This window comes from Kribbella pratensis (genome assembly GCF_004365355.1).
Lineage (GTDB): Bacteria > Actinomycetota > Actinomycetes > Propionibacteriales > Kribbellaceae > Kribbella.
Map to the genome: position 1 here is coordinate 18,275 of NZ_SODP01000003.1, position 25,905 is coordinate 44,179.

Sequence of the window (25,905 nt, forward strand, 5' to 3'; positions counted from 1 at the left end):
GTGCCGTTGATCCTCCCGCTGCTGCTGGCCGTCGTGCTGTTCTGCATCGGGGTGTACGGCGTTCTCGCGCGTCGCAACGTGATCACCCTGCTGATGGCGTTCGAGCTGATGCTGAACGCGGTCAACCTCAACCTCGTCGCCTTCGACGCCTGGCGGATCAACGACGCCACCGGCCAGACGCTGGCCGTCTTCGTGATCACGCTCGCGGCGGCCGAGATCGGTCTCGGCCTGGCGATCGTCCTGCTGCTGTTCCGCGGCCACGGTCACGTCGACGCCGACGCCGCGCGGGACCTCGCCGAACAGGACGATGCTGAACGGAACGAGCTGGTCGAACAGGAGAAGGCCACGTGATCGCCACCGCCTGGCGGGTGGCCGGCGTCGGCTTCTCGCTCCTCGTCGTGCTGGCCGCCGCTCTCCTGTACGGCGTGGACCCGCAGCAGACCAAGGCCGGCGGCGCGATGATCGGCGAGGACTTCTGGTTCTCGTACGAGTTCCGCACCGACGGCCTCACCGTGCTGATGCTCGCCGTCGTCGGTGTCGTCTCCGCCTGCGTCCAGATCTACTCGATCGGCTACGTCCGCGAGCGCATCGCGTCGTACACGGCTCTTGTCACCCTGTTCACGGCGGCGATGGTGACCGTCGTGATCTCGGACAACCTGTTCGTCCTGCTGATCGGCTGGGAGGTGATGGGCGCCTGCTCGTACCTGCTGATCGGTCACTACTGGGAGCGCCGCGACGCCCGGGCCGGTGCGATGAAGGCGTTCCTGATGACCAGGCTCGGCGACGTCGGCTTCCTGTTCGGGATCTTCGTGCTCGGTGTCGGCTACCACACCTTCCGGATCTCCGAGCTCGGCAGCGGCCCGATCGAGCCGCGCACGTTGACGATCGGCACGATCCTGCTGCTGGTCGGTGTCATCGGCAAGTCTGCGCAGGTCCCGCTGCAGACCTGGCTTCCGGACGCGATGCCTGGCCCGAGTCCGGTCAGTGCGCTGATCCACGCGGCGACGATGGTTGCCGCCGGTGTCTTCCTGATCGCCCGGCTGTACAACGTGTTCGTCGAGGCCCGGACCACCCTGACCGTGCTGGCCGTCGTGGCCTGCGTGACGATGCTGTTCGCCGCCTCCTGCGCGATGGCGGCCGTGGAAGTGAAGCGGGTACTGGCCTGGTCGACCGTCAGCCAGTTGGCGATCATGTTCGCGGCGCTCTCGCTCGGTACGCATGACGGTCGACGTGCAGCGCTCTTCCAGCTGTTGACGCATGCAGCGTTCAAGGGCCTGCTGTTCCTGTGTGCCGGCGTACTCCTGCATCAGGTCGGCAGCGCCGCCTTCGTCGTACTGCGTCGTTACACGCGCCGCGGTGCTTCGCGGAAACAGTTGCGCGTGACGTTCGTGACGATGACGATCGGCCTCGCGGCGCTGGCCGGCGTACCGGGGTTCTCCGGGTTCTTCTCCAAGGACGCCGTGGTCGCAGCAGCGTGGGAGCAGGCGAAGGACGGTTCGACGGTCGGGTGGATCGTGCTCGTCTCGGTCTGCCTGACCGCGGCGATGACGGCGTTCTACTGCGTGCGCATGTGGCTGTGGGTGTTCTTCCGTACTCCGGCGCTCGCGGGCGCGGTCGGCGCGTTCGAAGGCGACGACCCGATGGCGGATCTCGACGAGCCCGACGCGAACAAGCTTCGCGACGGGTCGTGGCTGATGCTCGCGCCGATGGTGCTGCTCGCGATCGGCGCAATCGGGCTGGGCTACGTCGACGGCGTCCACCTCAACCTGCCGATCGCGCTGGTCACGACCGTTCTCGCAGTGCTCGGCGGCTTCGCGGCGTACTCGCTCTGGCAGCGGGGCGCCGATCCGCGACCGGTCGTGCTGGAGCGTGAGTACGGCGTGGATCCGGCGTACCAGCGACTGTTCGTCGTGCCGGTGGAATGGCTGGCGAAGCTCGCGGTCGGCAACGACCGGGACGTGATCGGGGGCTACGTGCGGGCGGCCGGGCGGGCCGGCGTACTGGCCTCGCAGGGCTTCCGGAAGCTGCAGACGGGCAACGTGCAGACGTACCTGACCGCGGCCGTGATCGGTGCGGTCGCGCTGGCGATCCTGGCGGGGGTGATCGGCTCGTGAGCGAATCGTTGCTAATCGCCCTCATCGCGGTGCCGACGCTGACGGCTGTCGTCCTGTGGGCGCTGCCCGTCGTGACGGCCGATCGTGTCGCCGCGCTGGTCGGGACGGTCGTGTCGGGGGTCCTGCTGGTCGCGTCGCTCGTCCTCTGGTGGGACATGCGCCGCCCGCACTGTCCATGCACAGTGGAGGCTGTTTACGGTCCGCTGCCGAGGACCTTGCCCGGCAAGTTGACGCCGGACGTCGACATCAACGTGCCGTGGATCCCGTCGCTGGGCGTGCGATTCCATCTCGCCGTCGACACGATCTCGCTCCCGCTGATCACGTTGACGGCGCTGCTGGTCCTCCTGTGCTGCGTGTACTCGTTGAAGATCACCCCGCGCATCGGCCGGACCCGGTCCCTGATCGCGTTGCTGCTGGTGATCGAAACCGGTGTGATCGGCGCCTTCGCGGCCGCCGACCTCGTGCTGTTCTTCGTGTTCTTCGAGATCGTGCTGATCCCGATGTGGCTCGTGATCGACATCTGGGGCGACGACCACGACCGCGCCGGGCGCCGACGCGCCGCGACCACCTTCATCCTGATGACGGTGTTCGGCTCGGCCTTGATGCTGCTGGGCTTCCTGCTCGTCCATCGGCACGCGGGGACGTTCGACCTGGTGTTCCTCGGGCAGCATCCGATCAAGGGCGGACACGGTGTACCGCTTGCCGCCGCCATCCTGATCGCGGTCGGGCTCGCGGTGAAGATGCCGCTCTGGCCGCTGCACATCTGGTTGCCGGACGCTCACGCCAAGGCACCGACGGTCGGCTCGGTGCTGCTGGCCGGCGTACTGCTGAAGCTGGGCAGCTACGGCATGATCCGCATCCTGCTGCCGGTGCTGCCTGATGCGACGGCCACCATCGCGCCGTACCTGGCCGGGTTCTCGGTCGTCGCGATCGTCGCCGGGTCGCTGGCTTGTCTGGCGCAGACCGATGTGAAGCGGCTGATCGCTTATTCGAGCGTCGGGCACATGGGCTTCATCGGGCTCGGGATCGCGACGATGTCACCGGAGGGTCTGAACGGCGCGCTGTACGCGAACCTTGCCCACGGCATCATCACCGGCCTGCTGTTCTTCCTGGCCGGGGCGATCAAGGACCGGCACGACACCAGCGATCTGCGCGCGATCGGCCGGGCGCTCTACGCGCGGCTTCCCCGGATCAGTGGGCTGCTCACGTACGCCTGCCTCGCGTCGCTCGGGCTACCCGGCCTGGCTGGGTTCTGGGGTGAGATGCTTGTCCTGCTCGGCGCCTACCACCCGGCCGATTGGTTGCCTCGAGCCACTTTCATCGTGCTGATGGTGATCGCCGGACTGGGCGCCGTACTGACCGCGGCGTACTTCCTCCGGCTGATCCGCGAGCTGTGCCAAGGTGATCCCGCCGAGAACCCGCCCGCCGCGTTCGCCGTCGACCTGAGCCGGATCGAGTTCGTGACCTTCGTCCCGTTGGTCGTGCTGACTGTGTTCCTCGGCCTCTGGCCCTTCACGTTGCTCAACCAGTGGACGTTCCTATGACGCTGACCTGGACCGATTGGCAGGCGATCGCCGTACCGCTGGTGCTGGCGATCGGCGCGGTTGCGGTGCTGCTGGTCGACAGCTTCTGGAGAAGCGCTTCGGCCGAGTTGCGCCATACCGTCGTCACGCTGCTGACGAGTGCGGTGATCCTGTTCGGGCTCGTCTTCGTGTGGGCGCAGCGGGGCGGATTCAAGCCCGCGTTCTGCCGGCCGGCGGTCGAAGGGCCGGCGGAGTGCAGTTTCGTGTTCGAGCCGTTGACGGCCGGGTTGTGGGCGGTGCTGCTGGTCGGCGGGCTCGGCGTGGTGGGCCTGTCGACGTACCGGCTCCTGGCCTCGGACGTGCCGATCGGTGAATACCACTTCCTGCTGCTGAGCGCGCTGACCGGCGCGACCGTCCTGGCGGGTGCGCGCGATCTCGCGACGCTCGTGATCGCGCTCGAGGTGGTGTCGCTGCCGAGCTTCGCGATGGTCGGACTGCGGCGGGACCGACGCGGATCCGAGGGCGCGATGAAGGCGTTCCTGGTGTCGGTGCTGTCGACCGCGGTGATGCTCTTCGGTGTCTCCTACTTGTACGGCGTGACCGGCTCGCTCTACCTGGCCACGATCGCGAACCGGCTGAACGGTCTCGACCCCGACCTCGGGCGGGTGGCGTTCGCGGCCGGGCTGTTCGTGATCGTCGGGTTCGCGTTCAAGATCGCGGCGGTGCCGTTCCACGCATGGTTGCCGGACACGTACGTCGGAGCGCCGATCGAGGTCACCACGTTCCTTGCGGTCGTCTCGAAGTCGGCCGGGGTCGCCGGACTGCTCGTGCTGGTGACGGCCGGGATCGCGCCGGACGGCTCGCACCTGCGCACCGTGATCGCGATCCTGGCGGCTCTCACGATGACGGTCGGCAACCTCGCGGCGCTGCGTCAGGTCGAGGCGGTCCGGCTGCTCGCCTGGTCGTCGATCGGTCAGGTCGGCTTCCTGCTCGCACCGTTGGCCGTCGGCGACGCGCAGGCGGTGGTCGGGTACCTGGCGGCGTACGTCGTGGTCACGCTCGGCGCGTTCGGAGCGGTCGCCGTCGTACAGCGTCATCGCCCCGGTGGCCTGTTGACCGACTATCGCGGCATGGTCCGCTCCGAGCCCGGTCTCGCCGCGGCGCTGATCTTCTTCCTGGTCGTTCTCGCCGGTCTGCCGCCCGGTCTGGCGGGCCTGTTCACGAAGTTCGCCGCCTTCCAGGCTGTGATCGACGCACACCTCGGCTGGCTGGCGATCGTGATGGCCCTCAATGTGATGATCGGCCTCGCCGTCTACCTGCGCTGGGTCGCCGAACTCTTCCGGCTCCCCGCCGACGACCCGTTCTCGGTCGACATCGAGACCCCAGCCGTCGCGATGCTCTCCCTGTTCGCCGCCCTCACCGCGGTCGTCTCAGTCCTCCCCAGCGTCCTCTTCGCGCTGGCGACCTAGGAAGTCTTCGTACTGCGACCACACGCGGCGCCAGAGCTGGTCGCGGTCGGAGGCGCTGTAGTGGGGGAGCGGGAGGTGGAAGAGGTCGGCCAGGGCACTGAAGTAGTCGGTCGGGTTTTCGAGCAAGGTGTTGTCGACCCGGTCGGCGAAGGTCTCACTCAGACCGACAGAGCGCAGTACGACCACGGATTTCGGCGTACGGCGGAACGCGGACGCGAGTCGCACGAAAGGTGAGGTGGGATCCGTCGACAACCGAGCGTGCTGGGCGGCGAACGCGTCCAGCCCGACCGGCGCCGACTCGAAGTCCATGCCGATGAGATTCGCGCGGGGATCGTGGTCGAGGCGCCAGCCGTCGGTCAGCTCCGACGGACGCAGGCGCAGCGTGAACGGATACTGATCCACCTCCCCGACCTCGAGCGGCATCGGCTGACGCAGACCATCACCGAGACCGACGTCGGCCAGCCAGACGCGGTCCGGGTCCTCGATCAGTCCGGTCACCGTGAGGACCATGTGGCTGGCGTCGACTCCGCCGGGACGGTTGACCGTTTGTACGCCGCCGCGGTGCATCTGCACGCCGTACCCGAGCTCTGTCAGCAGCAGCGCGAACGACCCGTTCAGCTGAAAGCAGTACCCGCCGGCCTCCCGGGTGATCATCCGCTTCACCACGTCCTCCGGCTCCAGCGGACCGCCCGGCGTCAGCTGGTACTGGATGGACTCGTACGGCACCTGGTCGACAAACGCCTCGTGCAGTCGCGTCAACGCCTCCAGCCGCGGCGGACCGTCATACTCGCCGATTCCGATCCGCTGCAGGAACGCCGTGGTATCCATGCGCCTTAGGCTAGGCGAGGTGATCGACGTCCTCGACCGAACAGCAGCGCTCGCCATAGCTCCTGAGCTCGGGGAGGTGTTCGCCGCGGCCTTCGGCGCTCCTGGGTACGACGAGGAGCCTGATCCCGGCCACTTCGCGACCGACCAGCTCCCGACCCACGCGGACCGCGACGACTTCAGGCTGGTCGCCGCTCGCTCGGACGGGAGTGTCGTCGGCTTCGCGTACGGGTTCACCGGGCAGCGCGGGCAGTGGTGGTCGGATCGGATCGCCAACGCTGTGACGCCGGAGCTCGCCGACGAATGGATCGGCGGCCACTTCGAGGTCGTCGAGCTCGCCGTACGGCCCGATGCCCAACGCAACGGTCTCGGAGCGGAGCTGATGACGGCGTTGATGGCGGGTCTGCCGCATCGCCGGGCGCTGCTCACGACGTACTCCGATGACCGTCCGGCGCCGCGGCTGTACCGACGGTTGGGGTGGCAGCTGCTGGTCCAGGACCTCGGCTGGGGCAGCGCGCTCTACGGTTTGGACAGAGGTGTGCCGGAAACGCGTTGACCTGGCAGGGTAGGGCTCATGACTTCTGAGCGGATCTATGTCGGGAGCTACACCAGTCAGGCCGGCGGCGGCGACGGGATCGCGTTCGGCCCCTTGGACGGGCTGGAGACTGTGGCGACGATCGCCGACCCGTCGTTCCTGGTCAGGTCCGCGGACGGGCGGTTCCTCTACTCGACCGACGAGGAGGACAACGGCCGGATCGCGGCGTTCGCGATCCAGCCGGACGGCGGCCTCGAGCTGCTCAACCAGCAGCCGACCGGCGGCATGCACCCCTGCCATGTGGACGTCGACCCGTCCGGCCGGTTCGTCCTGTCGGCCAACTACACGTCCGGGTCGGTCGCTGTCCACCCGATCAACGAGGACGGCTCGCTCGGCGAGAGGACGTACTTCGTCCAGCGCTCCGGGACCGGACCGAATGCCGAGCGTCAGGAAGGTCCGCACGCGCACCAGATCGCGTTCGACCCGGCCGGTGAGTACGTGTTCGACGTCGACCTTGGGTCCGACACCGTGTACTCGTCGACGCTCACCGAGGACGGGCAGTTCGAGGAGGTCGACCGGTTGCACATCCACCCGGGTGCCGGACCGCGGCACATCGTGTTCCACCCGACGGCGGGCGCGGCGTACGTCATCAACGAGCTCGACTCGACGCTGACCGTCTGCAGCTACGCCGCCGGGAAGCTGCAGACCGTGCAGACCGCTTCGACGAGGCCGGCCGACTCGCCGGGCGAGAACTTCCCGGCCGAGCTGCTGATCTCCGCCGACGGCCGGTTCCTGTACGGCTCGAACCGCGGTGACAACACCATCGCGGTCTTCGCGACCGCGGCCGACGGCCTGTCCGTGGAACTGGTGCAGACCATCGGCTCCGGCGGCGACTGGCCGCGACACCTTGCCTTCAGCAACGACGGACAGACGCTGTACGCCGCCAACGAGCGCTCGGACCAGATCGCGACCTTCAGCATCGCCGACGACGGCCGGCTGACCGCTACAGGTGAGCCGGTCAGCTGGCCGAAGCCGGTGTGCATCCTGCCTGTCTAAGACCTAGACGAGCTTCTCGAAGAAGAACTCGTGCTTGAGGAACGACACGTCGTACTCGTGACCCGGGTACGGCGGGTTCAGCTGCGACGCCTGGAACAGACGCCAGCCGTCCTTGAGCGCGTCCAGTCCGGTCGTGTACGGCGGCTCGTCGGAGTCACCCGTGGTGGGGTGGGTCTCGCCGGTGCCGTCGTACGTCGACCAGCCGACCACGCGCGCGTCCAGCGCGGAGGAGGCCAAGTAGAGCACCAGCACCTGCTGGCGCAGTCCGGTCTGCGCCGGGGTCTCTGCCGTGGCGGTCATACCATCTCCTTCTTGACCTTGGCGTGCGGGTTGTTGGCGCGATCGGTGATGACGCGCTGCGGCCGGTTCGAGACGCGGGTGACCCAGTAGTTCGGGTCGTAGGTGTCGTCGCCGCTGATCGCCCGCCACAGCACGATGCGGTTGTACTTCTCCAGCCGGCCGGTCGCGTTCTCGTACCAGGGGAAGTTCTGCTCGAGCTCCGCCGCGACCGCGTCGTCGTACAGGTCGTCGGTGTTCCAGAGCCGGACCTGCCGGACGGTCGGGTTGAAGCGGATCTTGAACATGTAGCGGTCCAGGTCGCTGTCGTTCTTGCGACCGCCGTGCCAGATGCCGTGGTGCAGGAACTGGACGGTGCCGGCCGGGCAGACCAGTCGGGTCTGGCCGAGCAGGTTCTGGTAGCGGCCGGTGTCGGACTCGTTGGTCCGGCGCAGGTGGCTGCCGGGAACGCTGAGCGTGCCGCCCATCTCGAGCGTCACGTCCTGCGGGTAGTACATGAGTTGTACGTCGAAGGCGTCGGTGCGGACGTCGATGATCGCGTCACCGTGCAGGTTCTGCGCCTCGCCCTCGTGTGCCTTGCGGATGTGCACGGCGTGGTGGTCGACGGTCGGCTCGGGGCCGACCAGGCTGTGGATGGCGCCGGCGACCTCCGGCAACTCCACCAGCCGCTGGACGAAGTCGCTGTCCACGAACGCCTCGGACAGTGGAGTGCCGTACGGGACGGCCGGCACCCCGGCTTTCAGGACCTCGATCGCCTGCTGGTTCATGTCGTCCGGTACGACGGCGTCCATCCGGAGCGCGCCGGTGGCCACGAAATGCGCCATCTGTACCGAGGTGAGCAGGTGCTTGCGATGCGGATGGGGCATCAAGACTCCCATGGTGGGTAGTGGTTACTACTCCTCCAGCGTAAGTTTGGATAGCGTTGTCTCGCGTGGGCTGTGATCACCACTAGTGGTAATTTCTCACCATGATCGAGCTGCATCTGGCCAGTCCGCCCGAGGTGGTGAACGTCGGCGCGGGGATCCACGGGGTGCGTAAGCGCAGGGACGTCTTCCGCCTGCCGGACCTCTGGCAGCTGCACGTCTACAACTACACAGCCGACCTGACCGTCGACGGCACCACCTACGCCGTCACGCCGGGCTGCGTCTCTCTCACCCCTGCGGGGGCGTCGGTGCAGTTCGACTACCTGGGTCGTTCGGAACACCTGTACGCCCACTTCCGGCCGCGCGTGTCCGGCCAGCCGTCGCATGTCCCCGTCGTACAGGACGCGGCCGCGATTGCGCCCCTGCTCTCCACGCTGCTGCGGTCCGCGATCGAGTCCTCCCCGTCCGGCTCCGGGCGTACCACCGCCGAGGTCTGGACCGCTCTGTGGCGCATCGCCGACCTCACGCCGGCCACGACCGAGACCGGGCATCCAGCCGTCGCCACCGCCATCGCCTACATCGAGGCGAACCTCGCCCAACCGCTGACCGTGCCCGCGCTGGCCCGGCTGGCCGGTGTCTCGCACAACCACCTGACCCGTCTCTTCCAGCACGAGACCGGTCAGACGGTCATCGCCTACATCCGCACCCGCCGGATGAACCGCGCCCGCCACCTCCTGGTGTCGTCCACGTTGTCCATCCCCGCGGTGGCCGCGTCGGTGGGGATCCCCGACCTGCAGGCCTTCAACAAGACGTGTCACCGCGAGCTCGGCGCGTCGCCGCGCGCGGTGCGTAATGCGGTGGCCGGAGCAGGGCCGGCGGGCTAGCGTTCCAGCCATGTACGAGCTGATCCCGGTCGCCGACGCCCCGCAGTACGACGAGGAGGCCGAGCAGCGCTTCGTCGAGGAGTGGCCGGAGTTCATCTTCCACGACGAGGGCGTGAAGCCGTACCGGGATCGGCGTGTGCAGTACTTCCCGCAGTGGGAGTTCTATCTCGTGTCGTCCGACGAACGGCTGATCGCGGGGTGCTGGGGAGTGCCGATCGCGTGGGACGGGACGGTCGCGGATCTGCCCGGTGGGTTCACGGATTCGCTGGCGCGGGCGGTGACGTCGTACGAGGAAGGCGTCGTACCGAACACCTTCGTGCTGATGGCGGCCGCCGTACGCTCCGACGAACAGGGGCAGGGCCACGCCGGCCGCGTGATCACGGCCGTCCGCGACCGTGCGATCGCCGGCGGCCTCCCGCAGGTCATCGCCCCGGTCCGCCCCACCCTGAAGTCGCGCTACCCGCTGACCCCGATCGAAACCTTCATGACCTGGACCCGTCCCGATGGTCTACCGCTGGACCCCTGGCTCCGCACGCACGTCCGCCTCGGCGCGACTCTGCTGGCCCCGGCGCCCGCGTCGCAGACCATGACCGGCACGGTCGCCGAGTGGGAGAAGTGGACCTCGATGCTGTTCCCGTCATCCGGCACCTACACGATCCCTGCCGGCCTGACCACTCTGGATGTCGACCGCGACGCCGACCTCGGCACGTACGTGGAGCCCAACATCTGGCTCCGCCACGCCTAGGCCGTGTCGGCGAGGGGGAACGCCGTAGCGACGGCGGCGGTGCGGCTGTTCACGCCGAGACGCTCGTAGATGTTCTCCAGGTGCTTGCGAACGGTGCCTTCGGCAACGAATAGCCGGCGGGCGATCTGGGTGTTGCTGTGCCCGGCCGCGACCAGGCGGAGCAGCTCCCACTGGCGACTGGTCAGATCGGGGATGCCGGCCCGACGGCGCTCCAGGTCGCGGCGGATGTCGACCAGGTGCGGCCGGAGCAGCTGAAGCATCAACCGCTCGCGCTCCGAGAACGCCTGCGCGGTGGTGCGGAACAGCAGCATCCGGCGGTCCTCGCCGTCGTGCTCCGGGAACGGCACCGCGATCTCGCTCCGTACTCCGTTCATCCGCTCCCACAGGCCTGCCTCGCTGTTCGCCAGTTGGCGCGCGGACAGGTAGTCGGACATCATCCAGACGCTTTCGTGGTCGCCGGTCTGCTGGGGCCGGCTGCAGATCTTGTGCCGCCAGTACAACTGCCAGAACAGCTCGTCGCAGTCGTCGTCCAGGCCCGGAGGCGAGCCGGTCAGCTCCTCCAGGCCGATGAACACGCGATCCTGCGGCCGGCTCACCTGGAACGTGATGTCGTCGGCCGGGATCAGCTCGCGGAGGGCACGGAGTACCTCCCGCGGGAACTCCTCCCCGGCGCCGCCCCACCGATGGTGATCGACGACGTCGAGCATCCGGCGCAGATCGCGTTCGGTGACCGTCAACTGTTCCATGGCTGCCTCCCCCCTGCAATTCAGCCTAGATCCGATCTCCCACGGGGCAATACGCCGAACTTCGTATGGCCTGCCGGGCCCGGTCGCGGCAACGGTGGATGAGGGCGGTATCGCGCCGCCCGTTCTCGGGAAGGAACGACCATGAAGCAACTGACTCGTCTGGCCGCACTGCTGGTCACGTTGATCCTGTCCGCGGTGGCCTTGTCCGGTACGGCGTTCGCCATGGAGCCGCGTGATCCTTGGGGGCATTCACCCGTTGCCGCGCCTTCGAGTGCCCCGCCGTCGAACGTCGCGCCATCGATCGTTCATGTGGTGGGACCGTCCACACTGCAGGTGATCGGCCTGATGCTGTGCGCGGCCGTCATCGCATCGATCCTGACCGCCCTCGTCCTGCACCGGCCCCACCTGCACGCGACCGGAATCTCATGAAACCTGCGGCCTCGCCGTGTGCCGCTGCTGCGTCAGGGCTCGGCGCTGACCGCCAACGCTGCGAGGCCGTGGTTGAGGATGCCTTTGACCACGGCCAGCGCGTAGGACTCGTCCGGACCGGTGATGACCTGGTGGGACCAGCCGATGACGTCCTCGAAGGCTCTGACATGGCGGTAGTAATGGATGGCGTCCTGGTCGATGGCGTGCGGGCCGTAGCCGTCGAGGAACGCTTCGAGCTGGGTCGGCGTGGTGGGGCCGACGTCGCCCATGCCGCCGAGCATGAACATCAGGTCCTGCTCGCGGGGCGCGAAGATGACGTCGTCCCAGTCGATGAGATGCAGATGCTCGTCGACCAGGACGTTGCCGAGGTGCGGGTCGCCGTGGCAGACCACCCGCGGGCCGGACGGCGCGGGCGGGCGGTTGGTTCTGAGGTCCGTGATGATGAGCTCGTACTGCTTCCACACCGCCGCCAGCTCCTCCTCGACCTCCCCCTCAGGCGTCTCCAGGCGCTTGCCGACCTCCTCCGCGATCGCCGGCGTCCGTACGTCGATGTGGCTGTGCTTCGGCAGGGCATCCCTCAGGCGCTGCGGCGGCTCCGAGTCGTGCACCCGCCGGATCAGGCCGCCGTACTCCGACCACTGCTCGTCCGTCAGCCCTGATTGAGCCGCCCGCACGCCGTTGATCCACGGCGTGATCGTCAGCCGCTTCTTGGCGTGGACGGACCACAGGCCGCCCTCCGTGGTCCGGATCAGCTCCGGTACGCCGGGCAGCCCGCTGTCGGCCAGGAACGCCGCAACCTGATGACCCGTGTTCGTCCCGGCGGCGCTCCACTTCACGGCGTACGTGTTGGTCGCCGTACCGGCCTTCCACACCTGCGCGGCGATGTCAGCCCCGTACGCCACCGGTGTGAGCTCCACCACCTCGAGCCCGAAGTCCGCCAGCAACCACTTCCGCAGCAACGTCTCACCCACGCCCGCCAGCATGCCCGGCAACCGTCGCGGGTGCGAGCCGATTACCGGGCGTGGCGGCGTCGGCGGGTCAGCGGTAGTTGACGAACTGGACGGCGAAGTCGAGGTCCTGGCCCTTGATCAGAGCCTGAACGGCCTGCAGGTCGTCGCGGCTCTTGCTGGAGACGCGGAGTTCCTCGCCCTGGATCTGCGCCTTGACGCCCTTCGGGCCCTCGTCGCGGATCAGCTTGGACAGCTTCTTCGCGTTCTCCTGCGTGATCCCGGCGTCGATCGTGGCGGTGATCTTGTAGATCTTCCCGGACAGCTTCGGCTCGTCCGCGTCCAGCCCCTTGAGTGAGATCTGCCGCTTGACCAGCTTGTCCTTGAACACGTCCAGCACGGCGCTCACCCGCTCCTCGGTGTTCGCCTGCATGTCGATCGAATCACCGGACCACTTGATCCCGGCGTCCACGTTCTTGAAGTCGAACCGCTGGCTGATCTCCTTCGCCGCCTGGTTCACGGCGTTGTCCACCTCCTGACGGTCCACCTTGTTCACGATGTCGAAGGAGGACTCCGAAGCCATGGGCACATCCTTTCCGATTTGCTGTCAGGGCCACTACCTGTTGTATCGTCTCCCACGCCGGTTCACGAACCGGCAGCACCCTGGCGGGTTGCCCGAGCGGCCAAAGGGAGCAGACTGTAAATCTGTCGGCGTATGCCTACGCAGGTTCGAACCCTGCACCCGCCACCAGCACCAAAAGAGCCTCTGACCTGCGGAAACGCGGACCAGGGGCTCTCTTGCTATGTCCGGCTGTGTCCGGCTGGCTACGGCGATCTACGGGCGTTCCTGTCGAATACCTGTCGAAGTTGCTGTCGTGGGCTGCGCGATGTCTGCTCGGACGGGGGACCGAGCTTGGTCGCACCCTCCTCGCCTGCACCTGCGCACAGCCGTCGAGCGCCGTGCATCGCTGGGTCCTGGCCATGGTGCCAGCAACCGCGGTAGCAGCTGTCCACCGACGGTCGCGAGAAAGTTAGTAGAGCTGGTCGTTGGAGTGGGGGACCATCAGCACCATGAGCGATGAACTGGATGATCAAGCCGAGAGGCTGCGTCGAGCTTTTGCCGTGTTGCCGAAGACTGATGAGGTACGGGCGGTCATTACGGGACTGATCCACCCGAATCGACTTGGGTGGATGTTCGACAACGTGATCCCGTTCTCTTTCGGCGAAGCCAGCTTCGAATTGTCTGTCCACGATGGGCAATTCAACGTTCTGGTCGTCGCAAAGTGGCCAGATGACCCAGCCACGTTCCTGAACGACGTAGGCACGATGGTCCAGGGGTGTGTGGACTCGTTGGGGTTCTGCTTGGCTACACCGCTGCGCGCCGAGATCCTGTCTATGTCGGTCGAGGGGCGAGTCCTGATCTACAGAGCGTCGCAGTGGCCCGATCTGCTCGACGGCAACTCTTCATCGCGCGTCGAGGGCGAGCGACTCGAGCCTCTGACGTCGGCGGCCATCAACGAACCGCTCCTTCGTCTGGCGCTTGCGGATCTGCGCGCTGCTCAGGAGTCGGCCGTCGATACGGTCATGCTCTGCTACCGCGCAATCGAAAGCATCCGCCAGTGGTTCGCAATCGGATCCGGCGAGGGCGATAACGATCGCAAAAGGTCCTGGCAGGACTTGCGAGATCGACTTGAGATTGACCGTGAGGACCTGGATGCGCTGCGCGATCGAGCGCAGGCTCGCCGGCACGGCGGGACTCTCCCGGTCTCCTTTGCGGAGCGCCTGGAGGCCTTGAGGCTCGCGAGGCGAGTCGTCGAGAAGTTCGTGGCCTACAGGCAGTCCACTCTTGAAGCTGAGCAGAGTCAGGAGGAGGGCTGAAGGGCCACAATCCCGAATGGGCGTGACCCGCGTCATCGCAGGCCACGCCCATTCTGGTGTCTCGGTTGGTGATCCGTAGGCTCCGGACCGACGACCGGCGGACAATCGCTCACTGCTTGTGGCGGACGACCTGGTCGTAAACGTCTTGCGCCAGCTCAACGAGGCTGTTGTCGTATGGAAACCGTTCGACGGGTTCGCCTGCGGCGCTGAGCTTCAGGTTGCCGACCTCGCGTCCGTCCGCGTAAATTCAAACGCGGTTTTCGCCGTGCTTGAGGCTGATCTTGGGACAGGTCTCGCGGCCATTCCATCCTCTTTCGGGTCGTGGGGGGCCGGGATCGGTGGGGGTGTCGAGGGCGAGCTCAATCCGTCGCTTGGCTGCCTCGTCTTGGCCGTCAATGCACGATGCGTAGACCTTGAGCAGGACGTTGACGCTGTGCCCGGCCCACTCGGCTACCTGGGTCGCCGGTACACCGGAATTGAGCCAGAGGCTCACGCAGGCGTGCCTCAGGTCGTACGGTCGCCGGGCGAGCGGTGACGCGTACTGCTCCCTGCTGAGTGCTTTCTCGCGAGCCTTGTCCCAGAACCGTGTTGACGTGTTTGGGTGGACGGGGTTGCAGTACGCCTTCAGGGGAACCCGTCCGAACGGGCCGGTTCGGGTCACGAACAGACGCCCACCTGGCCCAGTGCCGAACTCCACCAAATGGCGTTTGATGAGTGCAACCAGCTCGGGGCAGATTGGAACTGTTCGTGTGCTCTTGACTGATCGGTGCTTTAGCGGACGGTCCTCGCGGACCGCGCCGGTGTCGCTCCAGGTCTGGCCGGTTTGCTGTGTCGACCCGACCAACAGCATCTCGCCCCATCCCTCGTCCGGCAGGGTCAGGTGCTGCTCGGCAAGGTGTCGGGCCTCTGCCGGTCGCAGCGCGGCGAAGTACATGCAGCCGTAGTAGGCCTCCAGCGACGGATAGATCTGCCGTACGACAGCAAGCAGAGTGCGCGCCTGTGTGGGGTTTACGACGACGCGACGATCTACCTCATCGTCGTGTTTCGGACTGGTCCAACTGATGGTGTCGATTGGGTTCGCCGCGAAGGTCTTCAGCTCCACGCCGTACTGCAGAACCCCATGCAGGGTGGCGCGCCGGCGGGCGATAGTGCTAGCGGCCGCTGCCTTGCCGTCCTGGCGAATCGAGAGCGCATCGAGCACGCGCCGGGTCACCACCGCATCCTCGAAGTCCGACATGTCGACGGTGTTGTCCTTCAGCCAGCGAATCGCCGAGGCGAACTCGTCCGGCGGTGTCGTAGTCTCAACGTCCTTGCCGTCGCGAGCCGTCTTGCTGAACGCCCAGCTATGGAGCGCCCGACGAATCAGGGCTTCGTCGGGCTTCCCGCGGTCTCCAGTCAGCAAGACAAGAGTTGCTTGCGTAAGGGTCTCGGAGATCCCACGCCGATGACCTGGCGAGATGTGCGGCCACTTCATGTCGACGTACTCGCAGGCGTGCTGGAACCAACTCCGTCGAGTGAGTCGCTTCGCCATCGGCAGAGGCAGTCCGGATCGAACATCGAACGGGACGCCTTCTCTCGCGGCAGTGGTGAGCTTCGAGAGGAACGATTCCGCGAGCTTCTTGGTCCCGTACGTCTTAGGAAAGACCTTCCCGGACACCGACCATCGGACCCGGTACGTCGTCTTGCGCTTGCCGACGTACTCATCGATCTTGTAGAGCCGAACGTCGTAGGAGAGGTTCGTGCTGCTGTCGGTCACGCGGCGTCCTCCAGGCTTTGAAGCCAGCTCTCGTAATCGGTCCGCCGAACGCGGATATCGCCGTTCGGCAACTTGATGCAGCGGGGTGCCTTCTTCGCCGCCCGCCAGTCGTAGAAGGTGGAGCGAGCGATGCCCAGCTCGGCGCAGAACTCTGCGACCGTCATGTTGTTCCGGCGATGCGGGGTTGCCGTGCTCACGCAGATATCTCCTTGGGATCAGGCGGCAGGACAGAACGGACAAAACTGACAAAACTGATGTTGGCTAGCGGTTGAGGTGAGCATTGGGATGGACTTGGTAGGTGTCGCTGGGGCGGCCTCCTTTGCTGCTGGTGGGTGTGGGTTTGGGGCGGATGTGGCCGTGGTCGGTGAGGAGTTCGAGGGCGGGGGTGAGGTCTTTGGCGGTGGCGAATCGGGCTCGGTTTGCGCGGAGTGCGTCGCGGCGGGTGAAGGTGTGGTGGCCGTGTTTGCGGATCCAGTCGAGGAGGGCGCGGGCGTCGTCCAGGTCGGGGTCGGAGCGGCCCATGAGGTCGTAGACGGCGAGAGCGTGGTCGAGGTAGTAGCGGCCGATCTGTTCGGCGTCGCGGATGGTGTCGGCGGTGATGGGGGTGGCGTAGCCGGTGGTGAAGGTGTGGGCGACGTGGAGGAGTCCCGCGACTCGTACGACTGCGCCGGCGAGTTTGGAGGCCCAGTCGGTGATGGGCGCGAGTTGTCCGGTGCGTGGGTCGAGTCGGGGTTCGATCCAGTCCTGGAACTCGAGAAGGACCTGGCGAGCGTCGGCGGTGAGGGCGAGTTCGTGTGGCGTGTCGTGGTCGGCCAGGAGGAGGACGAGGGTGGTGAGTGCGTCGGTGTACGTGGTTTCGGTGTCTTCGGGGACTGGCTTGGGTTGGTTGTCGCGTTGTCCGACGGTGTTGATGGGCAGGCTGTAGAGGATGCGGGCGAGGACGCCTCGGTCGCGGAAGCCGGGTTGGGCTGCGAGGCCTGCGAGGGTGCCGGGTTGGGTGGTGACGCCGAGGGTGAGTGCGGGGCGTTCGACGGTTTCGGAGGCGCGGCCCTTGCGGTCGACTTGGAGCTTGTCGCCGGCGTGGCCTTTCAGGAACACGCCGAGGTTGGGTGCGGCTGAGTAGCGGGTGCCGGTGAGGGTGGCGAACACGTCGCCTTCGGCGGACAGGACGGCGATGCGTCCGCCGTGGGTGGCGAGCAGGGAGATGCACGATTCCGGGGTGACGTCGTCGGTCATCAGCCGGGGCAGCTCCGGTACGGCGATGCCCGCGGCCTCCTTCGCGGCGGCCGTCGCGTCGGCAAGAGCGGTCTGCGGTTCGGCTTGTGCGGTCTCGGCCTTCTTGGCGAGCTGTTCGGCCTTGGCCCAGGCGATTCGCGACGCCAGCTCGGCCTCCACGCGCCGCTCTGCCGCCTGCTCGCGCAATGCGTGCTCGGCGACAGACAGCGGCGTCGTCATGGCCCGGAACACCGGCGACTTGCGCGATCCCGGCGGCAGGGCGGTGACGGTGTAGAGGTTGACCTGCTCCACCCAGGACCGGTCCACCCGTACGAGCACCTTGCCGCCTGCTGCCGTGGACAGGCAGGCCAGCGCGACCGAGGCGGCCAGGTCGATCGGGGTCTGTGTGGCCTCGGCGACCGCGGTCACCAGGTCGGAGAGCCATTCGGGGAACACCTGCACCGGGAACGGCCGGACGAGACGGTCGGTCTTCAGCGGCACTGGTTCGCCGTCCCAGGCCTGGCCGGTCGGGTCCGCCGGCGGGGCCGTTCGATCGGGATGCAATGGTGTGTGCTGGTTTTCGGTCGGTGGGTGGAGCTGGATCGGCACGGCGGGCACGGCGGGTTCGGTGGCCCATGGGTCGTCGTCGGGTGGTTCGGTGAGCGGGGGCAGGGGCGGTAGCCAGTCGGGTAGTTCAGCGGCGTTCATGCGGCTGCTTCTCCGTCCTGTGCGGCGTCCGGGTGCTGGTTGGCCTCTTGGCTGGAGTAGTCGCCGGGGCGTGGCCGGCGCGCGTCCGCGATGCGTGCGGCTTGGGGTGTGGCGTAGTGGGCGCGCAGGGTGAACGCGGCCGGACGGGCGGCGGCCCGGGCGACGTTGACGGCGTCAGCGAACAGGAACGCCCAGTGCGCTTCCCAGGCGGCCTCGAAGGCCTCGCGCTGGTTGGCGAGTTCGTCGCAGAGCCGGTCGGGGAGTTCGTCTTGGTCGGTTGCCCAGCACTCGGCGGCGATGACGGCGGCAGCCAGCTTGTGCGGGTCGTCGTCGGCCAGCGCGGCCCAGTTCGGGGAGCCGTAAGCGGGTAAGCCGGCTGGGGTGGTGGTCGGGTCGGTGATGTGGGCAACCATCGCTTTCGCCCAGGCCCTGCGCGTCTCGGTCGCGGCGGGGTTGGCGGGTGTCCAGCGGGGGACCTTCATCAGCTCGGTTCCTTCCTCAGCTCGGGTTCCAGGGGGTGATTCGTGGAGCGCGCCGCGTGGCTTCCGGGGCCGGACAGAACGGACAAAAGTGACAGAACCGGGGTTTTGTCGGTTTTGTCCGTTCTGTCCGTGGTGGTCAGTCGCCGTAGATGGCCGGTGCCGTGATGCACCGGACGGCGTCTCGCAGTGACGACGCGGCGTTGCGCAGGTGCTGTTCGGTGTCGCGGCCGGCGCAGGTGCGGGTGAACTGCGGGTCCTGGAACTCGATCAGGCCGAGCAGGGCGCGCAGGCTGTCGTCGACGCAGGAGATCGAGTAGCCGAGCGCGGTCTCGAGATCGCGGCGCTCGCGCTCGACCTGGGCGTCCCACTCGGCCGCGATCGCGGCGTCGGTGTCGTTGTCGTCGTGGGTCAGCATCGTGAGCGGGACGTTGATCTGGCTGGTCATGCGGCCTCGATTCCGGTGGTGTCGAACAGGTCGGGCTGGGCAGGTTCTGTGGTGGTTCGGGCGGCCTCGGCGGTGCGGCGTACGCCGGTTTCGCAGGTCGCGCACAGTGCGACCCGTTCAGTGGCGGTGACGGCGGCGGTCAGGGTGGCGAGGGGATCGGCGGCGACGACGGCGAGGCGGTGTGCGGTGCCGTGGATGGTTCCGCAGCGGCCCTTGGTCTTGGTGTGGGGTCGGCCGCACTGGCCGGCGCACTCGCAGCGCCATTGGGCGGCGGTCATGGTTTCTTCCCAGACCCAGGCGCCGATGAGCGGTGGCCGGAACGGGTCGAAGCTGCCGGGCGGTCCGCCGGTCATGACGGCTGTCCGGTCAGGGTCTGGCGGGTGATGGTCAGCAGTTCAGCGGCGAGCTGGGTTGCGTGGCGGCGGGCTCCGCTGTCGCTGAGGTATCCGGATCCGAGCAGAACTTGGCGCATGTACTGCTCGAACGCGGACTGAAGCTCGTCCCAGTGCTGGTCTTCGCGTGGGGTGGTCATGGTGGTGGTTCTCCTAGCGGTTGGTGTGGGCGTCGCGGTGGTCGAGGAGGCGGCGGCCGATCCGTTTGCGGCGGCCGGTGCCTTTGCAGCGGGGGCAGTTGCGGAATTTCTTGCCTGACGGGGAGCGGGACTTGCCCGCGCCGTCGCAGCGACCGCAGTTGGCATAGGGCCAGATCGCGCAGGCCAGCAGGTAGAGACTGGTGAGGATGAGGGCGGCGACGATCAGGACGGCGAGCTGTTCGGGGCGGCTCAGGGCGTGGGCAGCGTCGGCGGCGTCGTTGATAGTCGCGGCTGCCGCGAGGACGAGCCCAGAGCCGCCGACCAGTACGGCGTGGACAGGATCAGTCACAGTCGTCACTTTCTGTAGTGGCCAGTGGGTGTGGTGAACCAGGGCGGGCACCTGTTGGTGGCCGTCCGGTTGGGTTGGTTTGGCTGGATGCGAGGTTGGTTAGCTCGCGGCGATCGGGTTAGGTCCGTAACCTGGGCACTATTCGAGGGCTAATCGGGGCGTGACCTGCGGAAAGTTAGGGAGTGAGCTGGGTTAACCAGGGCCGGAAACTGCCTGGTCAGAGCCGGTTTCGGGCGCCATCCGACCCCGGACGACGGGTTAACTGGCGAGGTCGCTGGCGTCGTCCCCGTCGCCGGTTTCGTCGGTTTCGGGTTGGCCAGAGTCGCGGTCGCGGCGCACGATCGCGTCACGGACCGTAGCCGGATCGAGGGGGTAGCGGTTGCCGGTGGAGGCGACCTTGATGCCGTAGCCGGCCGCGAGCTGCTCGCGCAGCGCCTTGCCGGTCAGCGACTGGTACGGCGTCCACGTCGGCGCGAGCCGCTTGAGTAACGCGGGCACGTCCGCGATCCGCACCGGGTCGTCGCCGAGGACCTGGTCCAGGTCGGCGAGCAGGTCGCGACTCTCGAGCTCCGGCCGCCGCCGGGCGTCGGGCGTGGGCAGGTTGCGCTTGCTGATCGCCGCGAGCGCGCGTTCGATGATCGGCGTGATCTGGTCGTTGCCCTCGGCACCGGACAGGAAGTACCACTGCAACGTCTCGAACTTGGCGGCGGTGAAGCCTTTCACGATCGACGTACCGCGGTTCTCACCGGGGATCAGGTCGGTCGCCCGCACGCCCTGCTTGTACGCGCCCTGACCGAGCAGGCCGTCGTTGGCCACGTAGTCCTGCACGTAGAACGCGACGTTGTTGGTGCAGTTGCGGGTGATGTCCTTTGGCAGGGACGTGGCGGTCGGTGCCTGCGTCGAGGTCCGCAGGTGCATGCCGCGCTTGCGGCCGAGCTTCACGATCGCGACCGCGTACTTGGCGATCTCCTCGCCGTACTCGTCGTGCTGGAACGCCACATGCGCTTCTTCGAGCAGCGCCACGAGCGGGTGCAGGCCGATGTTCTTGTCGGCGAGTTCACGGGTGACCTGCTCGGTCTCGTAGGCCACCAGCAGATCGCCGCGCCGCTGCAGCTCGTCGTACATCTCTTTGAGGTCGTCGCGGATCTGGCGGATCGAGTCGTCGTCGGCGCCCATGACGTAGCGCGAGCAGCGGCGCTTGAACCGCTCGAAGTCGAAGTTCTGGTCCGGCACCCAGATCCGCATCTCCACGGTCGGGTCCAGCGCGCAGCCGGCCATGAACGTCCGCGACGCCGACGACTTGCCCTGTTCCGGAGCACCACCGACGATCGAGTTGCGGCCCATGACCGGTTCGCGCAGGTCGTCGCCGCGCAGCGTCTTGCCCGCGGGGACGCCCTTGAACACGTCCACCAGACCCTCGGTCAGCAACGGATAGACGCCCGGGCCGTTGGCGAGTGCGCCCTTGTCGGCGACCCACAGGTCCAAGATCCCGGCCTCGTCGCCGGTGTTCGGCCACACCTCGGAGCCGGCGCGGTGCAGGCTGGTCGCCAACGCGACCCGGCGCTTGGAGATCTCGGCGGCAGGCACACCGCCGGGAAGCCGGATCACCGCGTGCGTACCGCGGCCCTGCTGGCGGGCGGGGGTGATGAACTGGAGCTTGTAGCCCTGCTTGAGGTAGCGGGTGATGTTCGGGATGCGCAGCGAGTCCAGCGCCTGCGCGATCGTGGACTCATCGATCGCCGAATCCCATTCGGCGTCGGCCGTGGTGACCATCCACGCCGGCGGTTCGGCGGCCCGCTTGCCCTCGCGGAACAGCGCGATCACGAACAGCACCGGCAGTGCGAACGTGAGCAACGTCCACAACACACCACCGACCGCGATCACGAACCCGATCAGCGCGAAGAACCCGCCCCACACGCCTGTGAACGAACCCGAGCCGGTGAGCTTGGCGAATACCGCGATCACGAACACGATGACCGGCGTCGCCAGCGTCGCGCCCACCGCGACCTTCAGCACACCCCACGCGAGCTTCGGCGCGTCCATCAACCGCCGGTGACGGCGCTCGGTCGCGGCCTCCTTCGCGGCCGTCCATTCCTTCAGCGCCTCGCGGTCGCCGGCAGCCTCGGCGGCCTTGATCTGTCGCCGGTAGACACCCATCGTGGACGCGTCCCAGGCCCGCTTGGTGAACGACTCCCCGCCCTTGACGACGGTGTAGGCGTAACGGGCAGCGGTCTTGCTGCCGGACTTGGTGCGGTCGTGCGTGCCGACCCGCACCGCGACCCGCTTAGCGACCTGCCCGGTCGTCACGGCACGCCGTACCAGCGCGCCCCGGTTCGCCAACCGCTCGTCCAGCGCGGCCGACTCCTCCTCGGTCAGGAGCTCAGCATCGACCACCTCACCGTCGTGAACACTGTTCTGAAGCTGATCGGTGTCGATGCGCTCGGCGGTTTCATGAACGATCCCGGCATCCACGTCGTGAAGGTCGTCGTGAACGTCCTCGTGAACCTGGTCCTGAACGTCGCCGTGAAGGCGATGCACGTTGTCGTGGTTGGTGTTCATGACTGCCTCCCGGTGTCGCCGGCGCTGGTCCGAGTCGGAGGTGTCGTCGGGTTGGTCGGTCGGAGTTCGAGGTAGACGCGGACGCCGAACGCTCCCCGGTTGGGATAGGCGCGGTCACCGCCCGCGGTCTCGTACGCCTCGCGCAACACCGCGACCACGGCGGCGATCTGCTCGGGATCGCCGGACAGCCGGACCTTGACCGTCATGCCGCCACCCCCGAACTGTTCGGGTCGTTCCAGGTGTCGGGGTCGCCCACGTCGTGGCCGACGCAGGACGCGGTCGCGGCGATGAGGTCACGCGAGTTGGGCGGGCAGACGGCGTTGCCGATCTGGCGGGCCTTCTCGCGCTTGTTTCCCAGCACGACGTACCTGGTCGGGAAGGCCATGCCGGCGGCCTGCTCGTGCGGTTCCAGCATCCTGAACTCGCAGTCCTCGATGCGCGGGGTGTCGTACTCGAGCAGTGACTGGTGACCTGCGGTGGTGAGGGTGCGCAGCGGTTCGTTTACCGGCGTGGACATTTCCGCACCACCTGAACGGCTGGTGTTGTTGCGCATCACCAGGGCGTACCGGTCGCGGGTCGTGAACGTGCCGTGAGGCTGGTCGGTGGTCCGGGCGCTGGCGTTGCCGTAGTACGGCATGAGTAGCCCGTGATGGTTGCCTGAGGCAGCGAACGTGTCGAATGGATCTCCAGCGCTCTTGGGCGTGTTGTTCGCGCGCAGCGGCACGACCAGCGCGTCGGACTCGGTCGTGGTGCGGGTTCGCATCACCTCCAACACCGAGCTGCCCGAGTCGTTCCAGGTCCCACCGCCCGGAACCAGCAACGCGTTCTCGTTGCGGGTCGTCTGGGTGCGCAGTACAGCTGTGACCGGGAACGGCTGCTTGCCGTCGCGGCCCTCCATCGGCACAACCATCGGCATCCGGCCCCGCGCCTGGATCGCCAACGCGGCCTCGATCCGGGCCATGGTCTTGGCCGCGAGCTCGCGAGTGCGATCCCCGATCCGGACACCGCGAATGCTCCAGTCGATCGCGGCCCGGGCAGGCAGCCAGCCCGGCTCCACCACGGCGTTGCGGCACGACACCCGAGGGCAGCGCCACACGTACTGGGCGCGGTAGCGGCCCCACGGCCTGTCCGGGCGCTTCCACGCCTGCATCGCCCGCACCGCCTCATCACAGCCCGGGCAGTACGCCAGCGGGCGGGTCCAACGATCGAGGTCCGGGCACGGCGTCTTGCTCAGATGCGCAACGACATAGATCCGATCCCGCGACTGAGGCGCGGGCAGCCCGCCGGCCTGGGCGTGCATCGAGTTCGCGTACACCAGATGGCAGCAGTAGCCGAGCGCGTCAAGCGCGGCGCGCCACGCGGGCCACAGCACCCACTTCGCGGCATCTACCACGTTCTCCACGATCATCACCGGATAGCGGTGGTACTCCGCGAACCGGGGAACATCCCACATGGTCGCCCGCGACCGCTCGGCCGCCTCATTCGGCAGCGTCTCCCCGAACAGATCCGGCGTCGCATCGATGTTGCGCTTGCGTGCCTTCGCGATCGAGTGGTTCGTACACTCCGGGGAGAACCACGCCCCGTCGGTCGAGGGGTACCGGCTCGGCTCGACCTGCGACAAATCCGCGCAGTCATGCTCAGTCGTGGGGTGATTGGTGTTGTGCGTGTCCACCGCCAGCCGCCAGTGATTGGCCGCCAGTGCCACACCCATACCCGGAACCTGCACGATCCCGGTCGAGGTGCCACCAGCACCGGCAAAGAAGTCAGTCCACGTCATCGCGTAACTCATCAGGCCGCCTTCCCCTCGAACTGCTCCGTCGTCTCGTCGGTGGTGGTGGGCTGCGTGGAGGCGATCACGTCGCGGACACCGGCTGCGACCTTGGCCGACAGGCCAGCCGAGCAACCGGTCGCCTTGCGCGCCCAGGCCGGCGTGATCTCGTACAGCCCGGCACCCTCCCCGCCCTCGATCGCGGCAACGCCCTCGGTCACGTAATCGGCCAGCAGTTTGCGCCCAGCCTTCTCGGGAACCCTCTTGCGCGACTTCCGTGACGGCTTCTTCGAATCTCCGGCAGCCTCGGGCTGCTCGCCGGGCTGTCCGCCGGTCTGAGCGGCTTCCACGGTGTCGAGAGCCGCCGGGATCTCCGCTGAGGTGTCGAGGCGTTCAGCGGCCTTCTGCGGGTCGGCCAGTGCGGCCGCGCGCTCAGCTCGCAGTACGGCCTCGGTGAGCCGATCCCGCAGAACCGGGGCGGTCTCGGCCGCGCAGTACACCAGCAACGGAGGCACAGAGTGCAGCACCACGCCGGCTACGTCCCTATGGCCGAACGATCCCCATGTGTTCATCGCGTAAGTCGCGGCGAACGCGAACCCCTTGGTCCAGCTGATCCACTTGGTGTCGTCGAACACCTGGTACCTGGCGGTGATCTGCTCGGCCCGTAGCACCGCGATCAGGACCAGCGACACCATCGGGTCGAGCAGCCACGCGGCGAACCACGGCAGCGACCACAGCTCCGCGCCCTGGGCCGCGAACGCCTGAACGTTGACCATCGTGAACGCCAGACCGAGCACGATACCGAACCACATGCACCGGTCGACCTGCGTGCGCACGGCCTCCACCCGCAGCGCCACGACGTCCGGGTGTGTCGACAGCGCCCGGACCTGCGACGCCTCGGCCGCCGACGCCCGTAGCTTGTCCACCCCGCTCGACTTGGAGTCGGTCTCGCCGTTGCTTGCAGCAACGATCTCGGTAGCGGTCATCGCGGGTCACCTCCGGTGACCTGCGCGGCAACCCAGCTGCCTGCGTCGGGCAGTGTGTCGGTGGTGTGCAGGACGTGATCGCCGCGCCAGACGATCCACGCCGTTCCCAGCGCCGTACGGGGCGAGACGACCTGGATGAGGTCGTATCCGCCGCACTTCCACCAGCCCAGATCGACGCGCACGAGCGTCGGCGCGGGCGTCTCAGTAACGAGCTGCGGAGTCATGCGGCGTCCTGCGTCTCGGGATCGCGGTTGGCGAGCTGGCGGGTCACGTGGAGCACCCGGCGCTCGGCCCGCCGTACCCGGCGGGTGTCGAGCACCGACGCCTCCGGACCCGCACTGATCACCGCGATCTGCGCGTTCAGCAGGTCCAGCTCGGCCTCGATCAACGGCCACTCAGCATCGATCGCCGCCAGCTCGGCCGCGGTGGGCTCGTCGCCGCCGACCGGCGAAAGGTGGATCATGGTCATCAGGGTTGTGCTCCTCTACGCAATGGACTGGTGCAACCCGGACGCCTCGGCGGCTCCACCCGCCGGGGCGTCCCTCGTGTGGTCAAGTTCGTCGTCGTTACCGGCGCCACCACGGAAGCTTCTTCGCGGCTTTCTCGGCAGCGGCGTTTAGCTTCAGGTACTTGGCGTCATCAGCGGAGTTGCCGCGGTACGAATGCAGCGCCTTGAGCGCCTTCTGGTACGCAACCTGGTCCTTCTTCTGCTGCGCCTTGTTCGCCTGCTGGTCGTTCTTCGCCACGTCTGCCTCCGAGTGTCCGGGCTGCCGAATACAGCACCGATGCTGTAC

At 67.5% G+C, this 25,905-nt stretch carries 31 protein-coding genes and 1 tRNA gene; 11 read left to right on the forward strand and 21 right to left on the reverse strand.

The window, feature by feature from the left end:
- The 4 genes from nuoK to EV653_RS27715 are packed head-to-tail and all read left to right on the forward strand — an operon-like array spanning position 1 to position 5,106.
- Positions 1-351, forward strand: a complete 351-nt coding sequence (nuoK, locus tag EV653_RS27700; protein ID WP_134106917.1) for an NADH-quinone oxidoreductase subunit NuoK — start codon at positions 1-3, stop codon at positions 349-351.
- The gene (locus EV653_RS27705) at positions 348-2,114 is read left to right on the forward strand and encodes an NADH-quinone oxidoreductase subunit 5 family protein (protein ID WP_134106919.1); all 1,767 of its coding nucleotides are present in this window, start codon (positions 348-350) and stop codon (positions 2,112-2,114) included. The genes nuoK and EV653_RS27705 overlap by 4 nt, the downstream gene beginning before the upstream one ends.
- The gene (locus EV653_RS27710) at positions 2,111-3,658 is read left to right on the forward strand and encodes a complex I subunit 4 family protein (RefSeq protein ID WP_134106921.1); all 1,548 of its coding nucleotides are present in this window, start codon (positions 2,111-2,113) and stop codon (positions 3,656-3,658) included. Before EV653_RS27705 ends, EV653_RS27710 begins: the two co-directional genes overlap by 4 nt.
- Positions 3,655-5,106, forward strand: coding sequence for an NADH-quinone oxidoreductase subunit N (locus EV653_RS27715; protein ID WP_134106923.1), 1,452 nt, complete (start codon positions 3,655-3,657; stop codon positions 5,104-5,106). The genes EV653_RS27710 and EV653_RS27715 overlap by 4 nt, the downstream gene beginning before the upstream one ends.
- Here the strand turns inward: EV653_RS27715 and EV653_RS27720 are convergent.
- The gene (locus EV653_RS27720; protein WP_166679603.1) at positions 5,068-5,934 is read right to left on the reverse strand and encodes an arylamine N-acetyltransferase family protein; all 867 of its coding nucleotides are present in this window, start codon (positions 5,932-5,934) and stop codon (positions 5,068-5,070) included. The genes EV653_RS27715 and EV653_RS27720 overlap by 39 nt on opposite strands.
- A 19-nt stretch (positions 5,935-5,953) precedes the next feature.
- Between EV653_RS27720 and EV653_RS27725 the strand changes: the two genes are divergently transcribed.
- Positions 5,954-6,487, forward strand: coding sequence for a GNAT family N-acetyltransferase (locus EV653_RS27725; RefSeq protein ID WP_166679604.1), 534 nt, complete (start codon positions 5,954-5,956; stop codon positions 6,485-6,487).
- Between the two features lie 18 nt (positions 6,488-6,505).
- Positions 6,506-7,522 carry a lactonase family protein gene (locus EV653_RS27730; protein WP_134106929.1) on the forward strand — a complete coding sequence of 339 codons (1,017 nt, stop codon included), beginning with the start codon at positions 6,506-6,508 and terminating at the stop codon, positions 7,520-7,522.
- A gap of 3 nt (positions 7,523-7,525) precedes the next feature.
- Here the strand turns inward: EV653_RS27730 and EV653_RS27735 are convergent, their stop codons facing one another.
- A complete protein-coding gene (locus tag EV653_RS27735) occupies positions 7,526-7,822 on the reverse strand; it encodes a hypothetical protein (RefSeq protein ID WP_202871872.1) in 297 nt (98 codons plus the stop codon).
- Positions 7,819-8,685: a phytanoyl-CoA dioxygenase family protein gene (locus EV653_RS27740; RefSeq protein WP_202871873.1), complete on the reverse strand. Its 867-nt coding sequence runs from the start codon at positions 8,683-8,685 to the stop codon at positions 7,819-7,821. Before EV653_RS27740 ends, EV653_RS27735 begins: the two co-directional genes overlap by 4 nt.
- Before the next feature lie 101 nt (positions 8,686-8,786).
- Here EV653_RS27740 and EV653_RS27745 point away from each other — a divergent pair, with 101 nt between their 5' ends.
- Positions 8,787-9,566: a helix-turn-helix domain-containing protein gene (locus EV653_RS27745; RefSeq protein ID WP_134106931.1), complete on the forward strand. Its 780-nt coding sequence runs from the start codon at positions 8,787-8,789 to the stop codon at positions 9,564-9,566.
- Positions 9,567-9,576: 10 nt separating this feature from the next.
- Positions 9,577-10,311, forward strand: coding sequence for a hypothetical protein (locus tag EV653_RS27750; RefSeq protein ID WP_134106933.1), 735 nt, complete (start codon positions 9,577-9,579; stop codon positions 10,309-10,311).
- Here the strand turns inward: EV653_RS27750 and EV653_RS41790 are convergent.
- Positions 10,308-11,057, reverse strand: coding sequence for a response regulator transcription factor (locus tag EV653_RS41790; protein WP_238160353.1), 750 nt, complete (start codon positions 11,055-11,057; stop codon positions 10,308-10,310). The genes EV653_RS27750 and EV653_RS41790 overlap by 4 nt on opposite strands.
- Positions 11,058-11,198: 141 nt before the next feature.
- On the opposite strand from EV653_RS41790, the gene EV653_RS27760 reads away from it, so the two are divergent.
- Complete coding sequence (locus EV653_RS27760; protein WP_134106935.1) at positions 11,199-11,486, forward strand: hypothetical protein; 288 nt, start codon at positions 11,199-11,201, stop codon at positions 11,484-11,486.
- A gap of 32 nt (positions 11,487-11,518) precedes the next feature.
- On the opposite strand, the gene EV653_RS27765 is transcribed toward EV653_RS27760, so the two are convergent.
- Complete coding sequence (locus EV653_RS27765) at positions 11,519-12,457, reverse strand: phosphotransferase enzyme family protein (protein WP_166679605.1); 939 nt, start codon at positions 12,455-12,457, stop codon at positions 11,519-11,521.
- 67 nt (positions 12,458-12,524) lie between these two features.
- On the reverse strand, positions 12,525-13,016 hold the full coding sequence (locus EV653_RS27770; RefSeq protein WP_134106938.1) for a YajQ family cyclic di-GMP-binding protein: 492 nt from the start codon (positions 13,014-13,016) through the stop codon (positions 12,525-12,527).
- 82 nt (positions 13,017-13,098) lie between these two features.
- On the opposite strand from EV653_RS27770, the gene EV653_RS27775 reads away from it, so the two are divergent.
- Together EV653_RS27775 and EV653_RS27780 are read left to right on the forward strand one after the other, a co-directional pair.
- A tRNA-Tyr gene (locus EV653_RS27775) sits at positions 13,099-13,184 on the forward strand.
- 320 nt (positions 13,185-13,504) lie between these two features.
- Entirely contained in the window at positions 13,505-14,311 is an 807-nt protein-coding gene (locus tag EV653_RS27780) for a hypothetical protein (RefSeq protein WP_134106940.1), read from the forward strand.
- A 247-nt stretch (positions 14,312-14,558) separates the two neighbouring features.
- On the opposite strand, the gene EV653_RS27785 is transcribed toward EV653_RS27780, so the two are convergent.
- From EV653_RS27785 to EV653_RS27855, 15 genes are all read right to left on the reverse strand, one after another.
- On the reverse strand, positions 14,559-15,842 hold the full coding sequence (locus EV653_RS27785) for a tyrosine-type recombinase/integrase (RefSeq protein ID WP_202871875.1): 1,284 nt from the start codon (positions 15,840-15,842) through the stop codon (positions 14,559-14,561).
- 221 nt (positions 15,843-16,063) lie between these two features.
- Positions 16,064-16,264, reverse strand: coding sequence for a helix-turn-helix transcriptional regulator (locus EV653_RS27790; RefSeq protein ID WP_238160360.1), 201 nt, complete (start codon positions 16,262-16,264; stop codon positions 16,064-16,066).
- Between the two features lie 64 nt (positions 16,265-16,328).
- Positions 16,329-17,990 (reverse strand): YfjI family protein, encoded by a 1,662-nt coding sequence (locus tag EV653_RS27795; RefSeq protein ID WP_134106942.1) that lies wholly within the window; start codon positions 17,988-17,990, stop codon positions 16,329-16,331.
- Complete coding sequence (locus tag EV653_RS27800) at positions 17,987-18,472, reverse strand: DUF2742 domain-containing protein (RefSeq protein ID WP_134106944.1); 486 nt, start codon at positions 18,470-18,472, stop codon at positions 17,987-17,989. The genes EV653_RS27795 and EV653_RS27800 overlap by 4 nt, the downstream gene beginning before the upstream one ends.
- Before the next feature lie 136 nt (positions 18,473-18,608).
- The gene (locus EV653_RS27805) at positions 18,609-18,917 is read right to left on the reverse strand and encodes a hypothetical protein (RefSeq protein ID WP_134106946.1); all 309 of its coding nucleotides are present in this window, start codon (positions 18,915-18,917) and stop codon (positions 18,609-18,611) included.
- Positions 18,914-19,270 (reverse strand): hypothetical protein, encoded by a 357-nt coding sequence (locus tag EV653_RS27810; protein ID WP_134106948.1) that lies wholly within the window; start codon positions 19,268-19,270, stop codon positions 18,914-18,916. Before EV653_RS27810 ends, EV653_RS27805 begins: the two co-directional genes overlap by 4 nt.
- The gene (locus EV653_RS27815) at positions 19,267-19,449 is read right to left on the reverse strand and encodes a hypothetical protein (RefSeq protein WP_134106950.1); all 183 of its coding nucleotides are present in this window, start codon (positions 19,447-19,449) and stop codon (positions 19,267-19,269) included. Before EV653_RS27815 ends, EV653_RS27810 begins: the two co-directional genes overlap by 4 nt.
- A gap of 13 nt (positions 19,450-19,462) precedes the next feature.
- The gene (locus EV653_RS27820) at positions 19,463-19,798 is read right to left on the reverse strand and encodes a hypothetical protein (RefSeq protein ID WP_238160366.1); all 336 of its coding nucleotides are present in this window, start codon (positions 19,796-19,798) and stop codon (positions 19,463-19,465) included.
- 258 nt (positions 19,799-20,056) lie between these two features.
- Positions 20,057-22,357, reverse strand: a complete 2,301-nt coding sequence (locus EV653_RS27825) for a cell division protein FtsK (protein ID WP_238160368.1) — start codon at positions 22,355-22,357, stop codon at positions 20,057-20,059.
- Entirely contained in the window at positions 22,354-22,563 is a 210-nt protein-coding gene (locus EV653_RS27830; RefSeq protein WP_134106952.1) for a hypothetical protein, read from the reverse strand. Before EV653_RS27830 ends, EV653_RS27825 begins: the two co-directional genes overlap by 4 nt.
- A complete protein-coding gene (locus EV653_RS27835; protein WP_202871876.1) occupies positions 22,560-24,134 on the reverse strand; it encodes a DNA cytosine methyltransferase in 1,575 nt (524 codons plus the stop codon). The genes EV653_RS27830 and EV653_RS27835 overlap by 4 nt, the downstream gene beginning before the upstream one ends.
- Positions 24,135-24,145: 11 nt before the next feature.
- Positions 24,146-25,111: a hypothetical protein gene (locus EV653_RS27840; protein ID WP_134106956.1), complete on the reverse strand. Its 966-nt coding sequence runs from the start codon at positions 25,109-25,111 to the stop codon at positions 24,146-24,148.
- Positions 25,108-25,335 (reverse strand): hypothetical protein, encoded by a 228-nt coding sequence (locus tag EV653_RS27845; RefSeq protein WP_134106958.1) that lies wholly within the window; start codon positions 25,333-25,335, stop codon positions 25,108-25,110. Before EV653_RS27845 ends, EV653_RS27840 begins: the two co-directional genes overlap by 4 nt.
- Positions 25,332-25,580 (reverse strand): DUF6284 family protein, encoded by a 249-nt coding sequence (locus EV653_RS27850; protein ID WP_134106960.1) that lies wholly within the window; start codon positions 25,578-25,580, stop codon positions 25,332-25,334. The genes EV653_RS27845 and EV653_RS27850 overlap by 4 nt, the downstream gene beginning before the upstream one ends.
- A 97-nt stretch (positions 25,581-25,677) precedes the next feature.
- Positions 25,678-25,857 (reverse strand): hypothetical protein, encoded by a 180-nt coding sequence (locus EV653_RS27855; RefSeq protein WP_134106962.1) that lies wholly within the window; start codon positions 25,855-25,857, stop codon positions 25,678-25,680.
- Positions 25,858-25,905 lie beyond the last annotated feature (48 nt).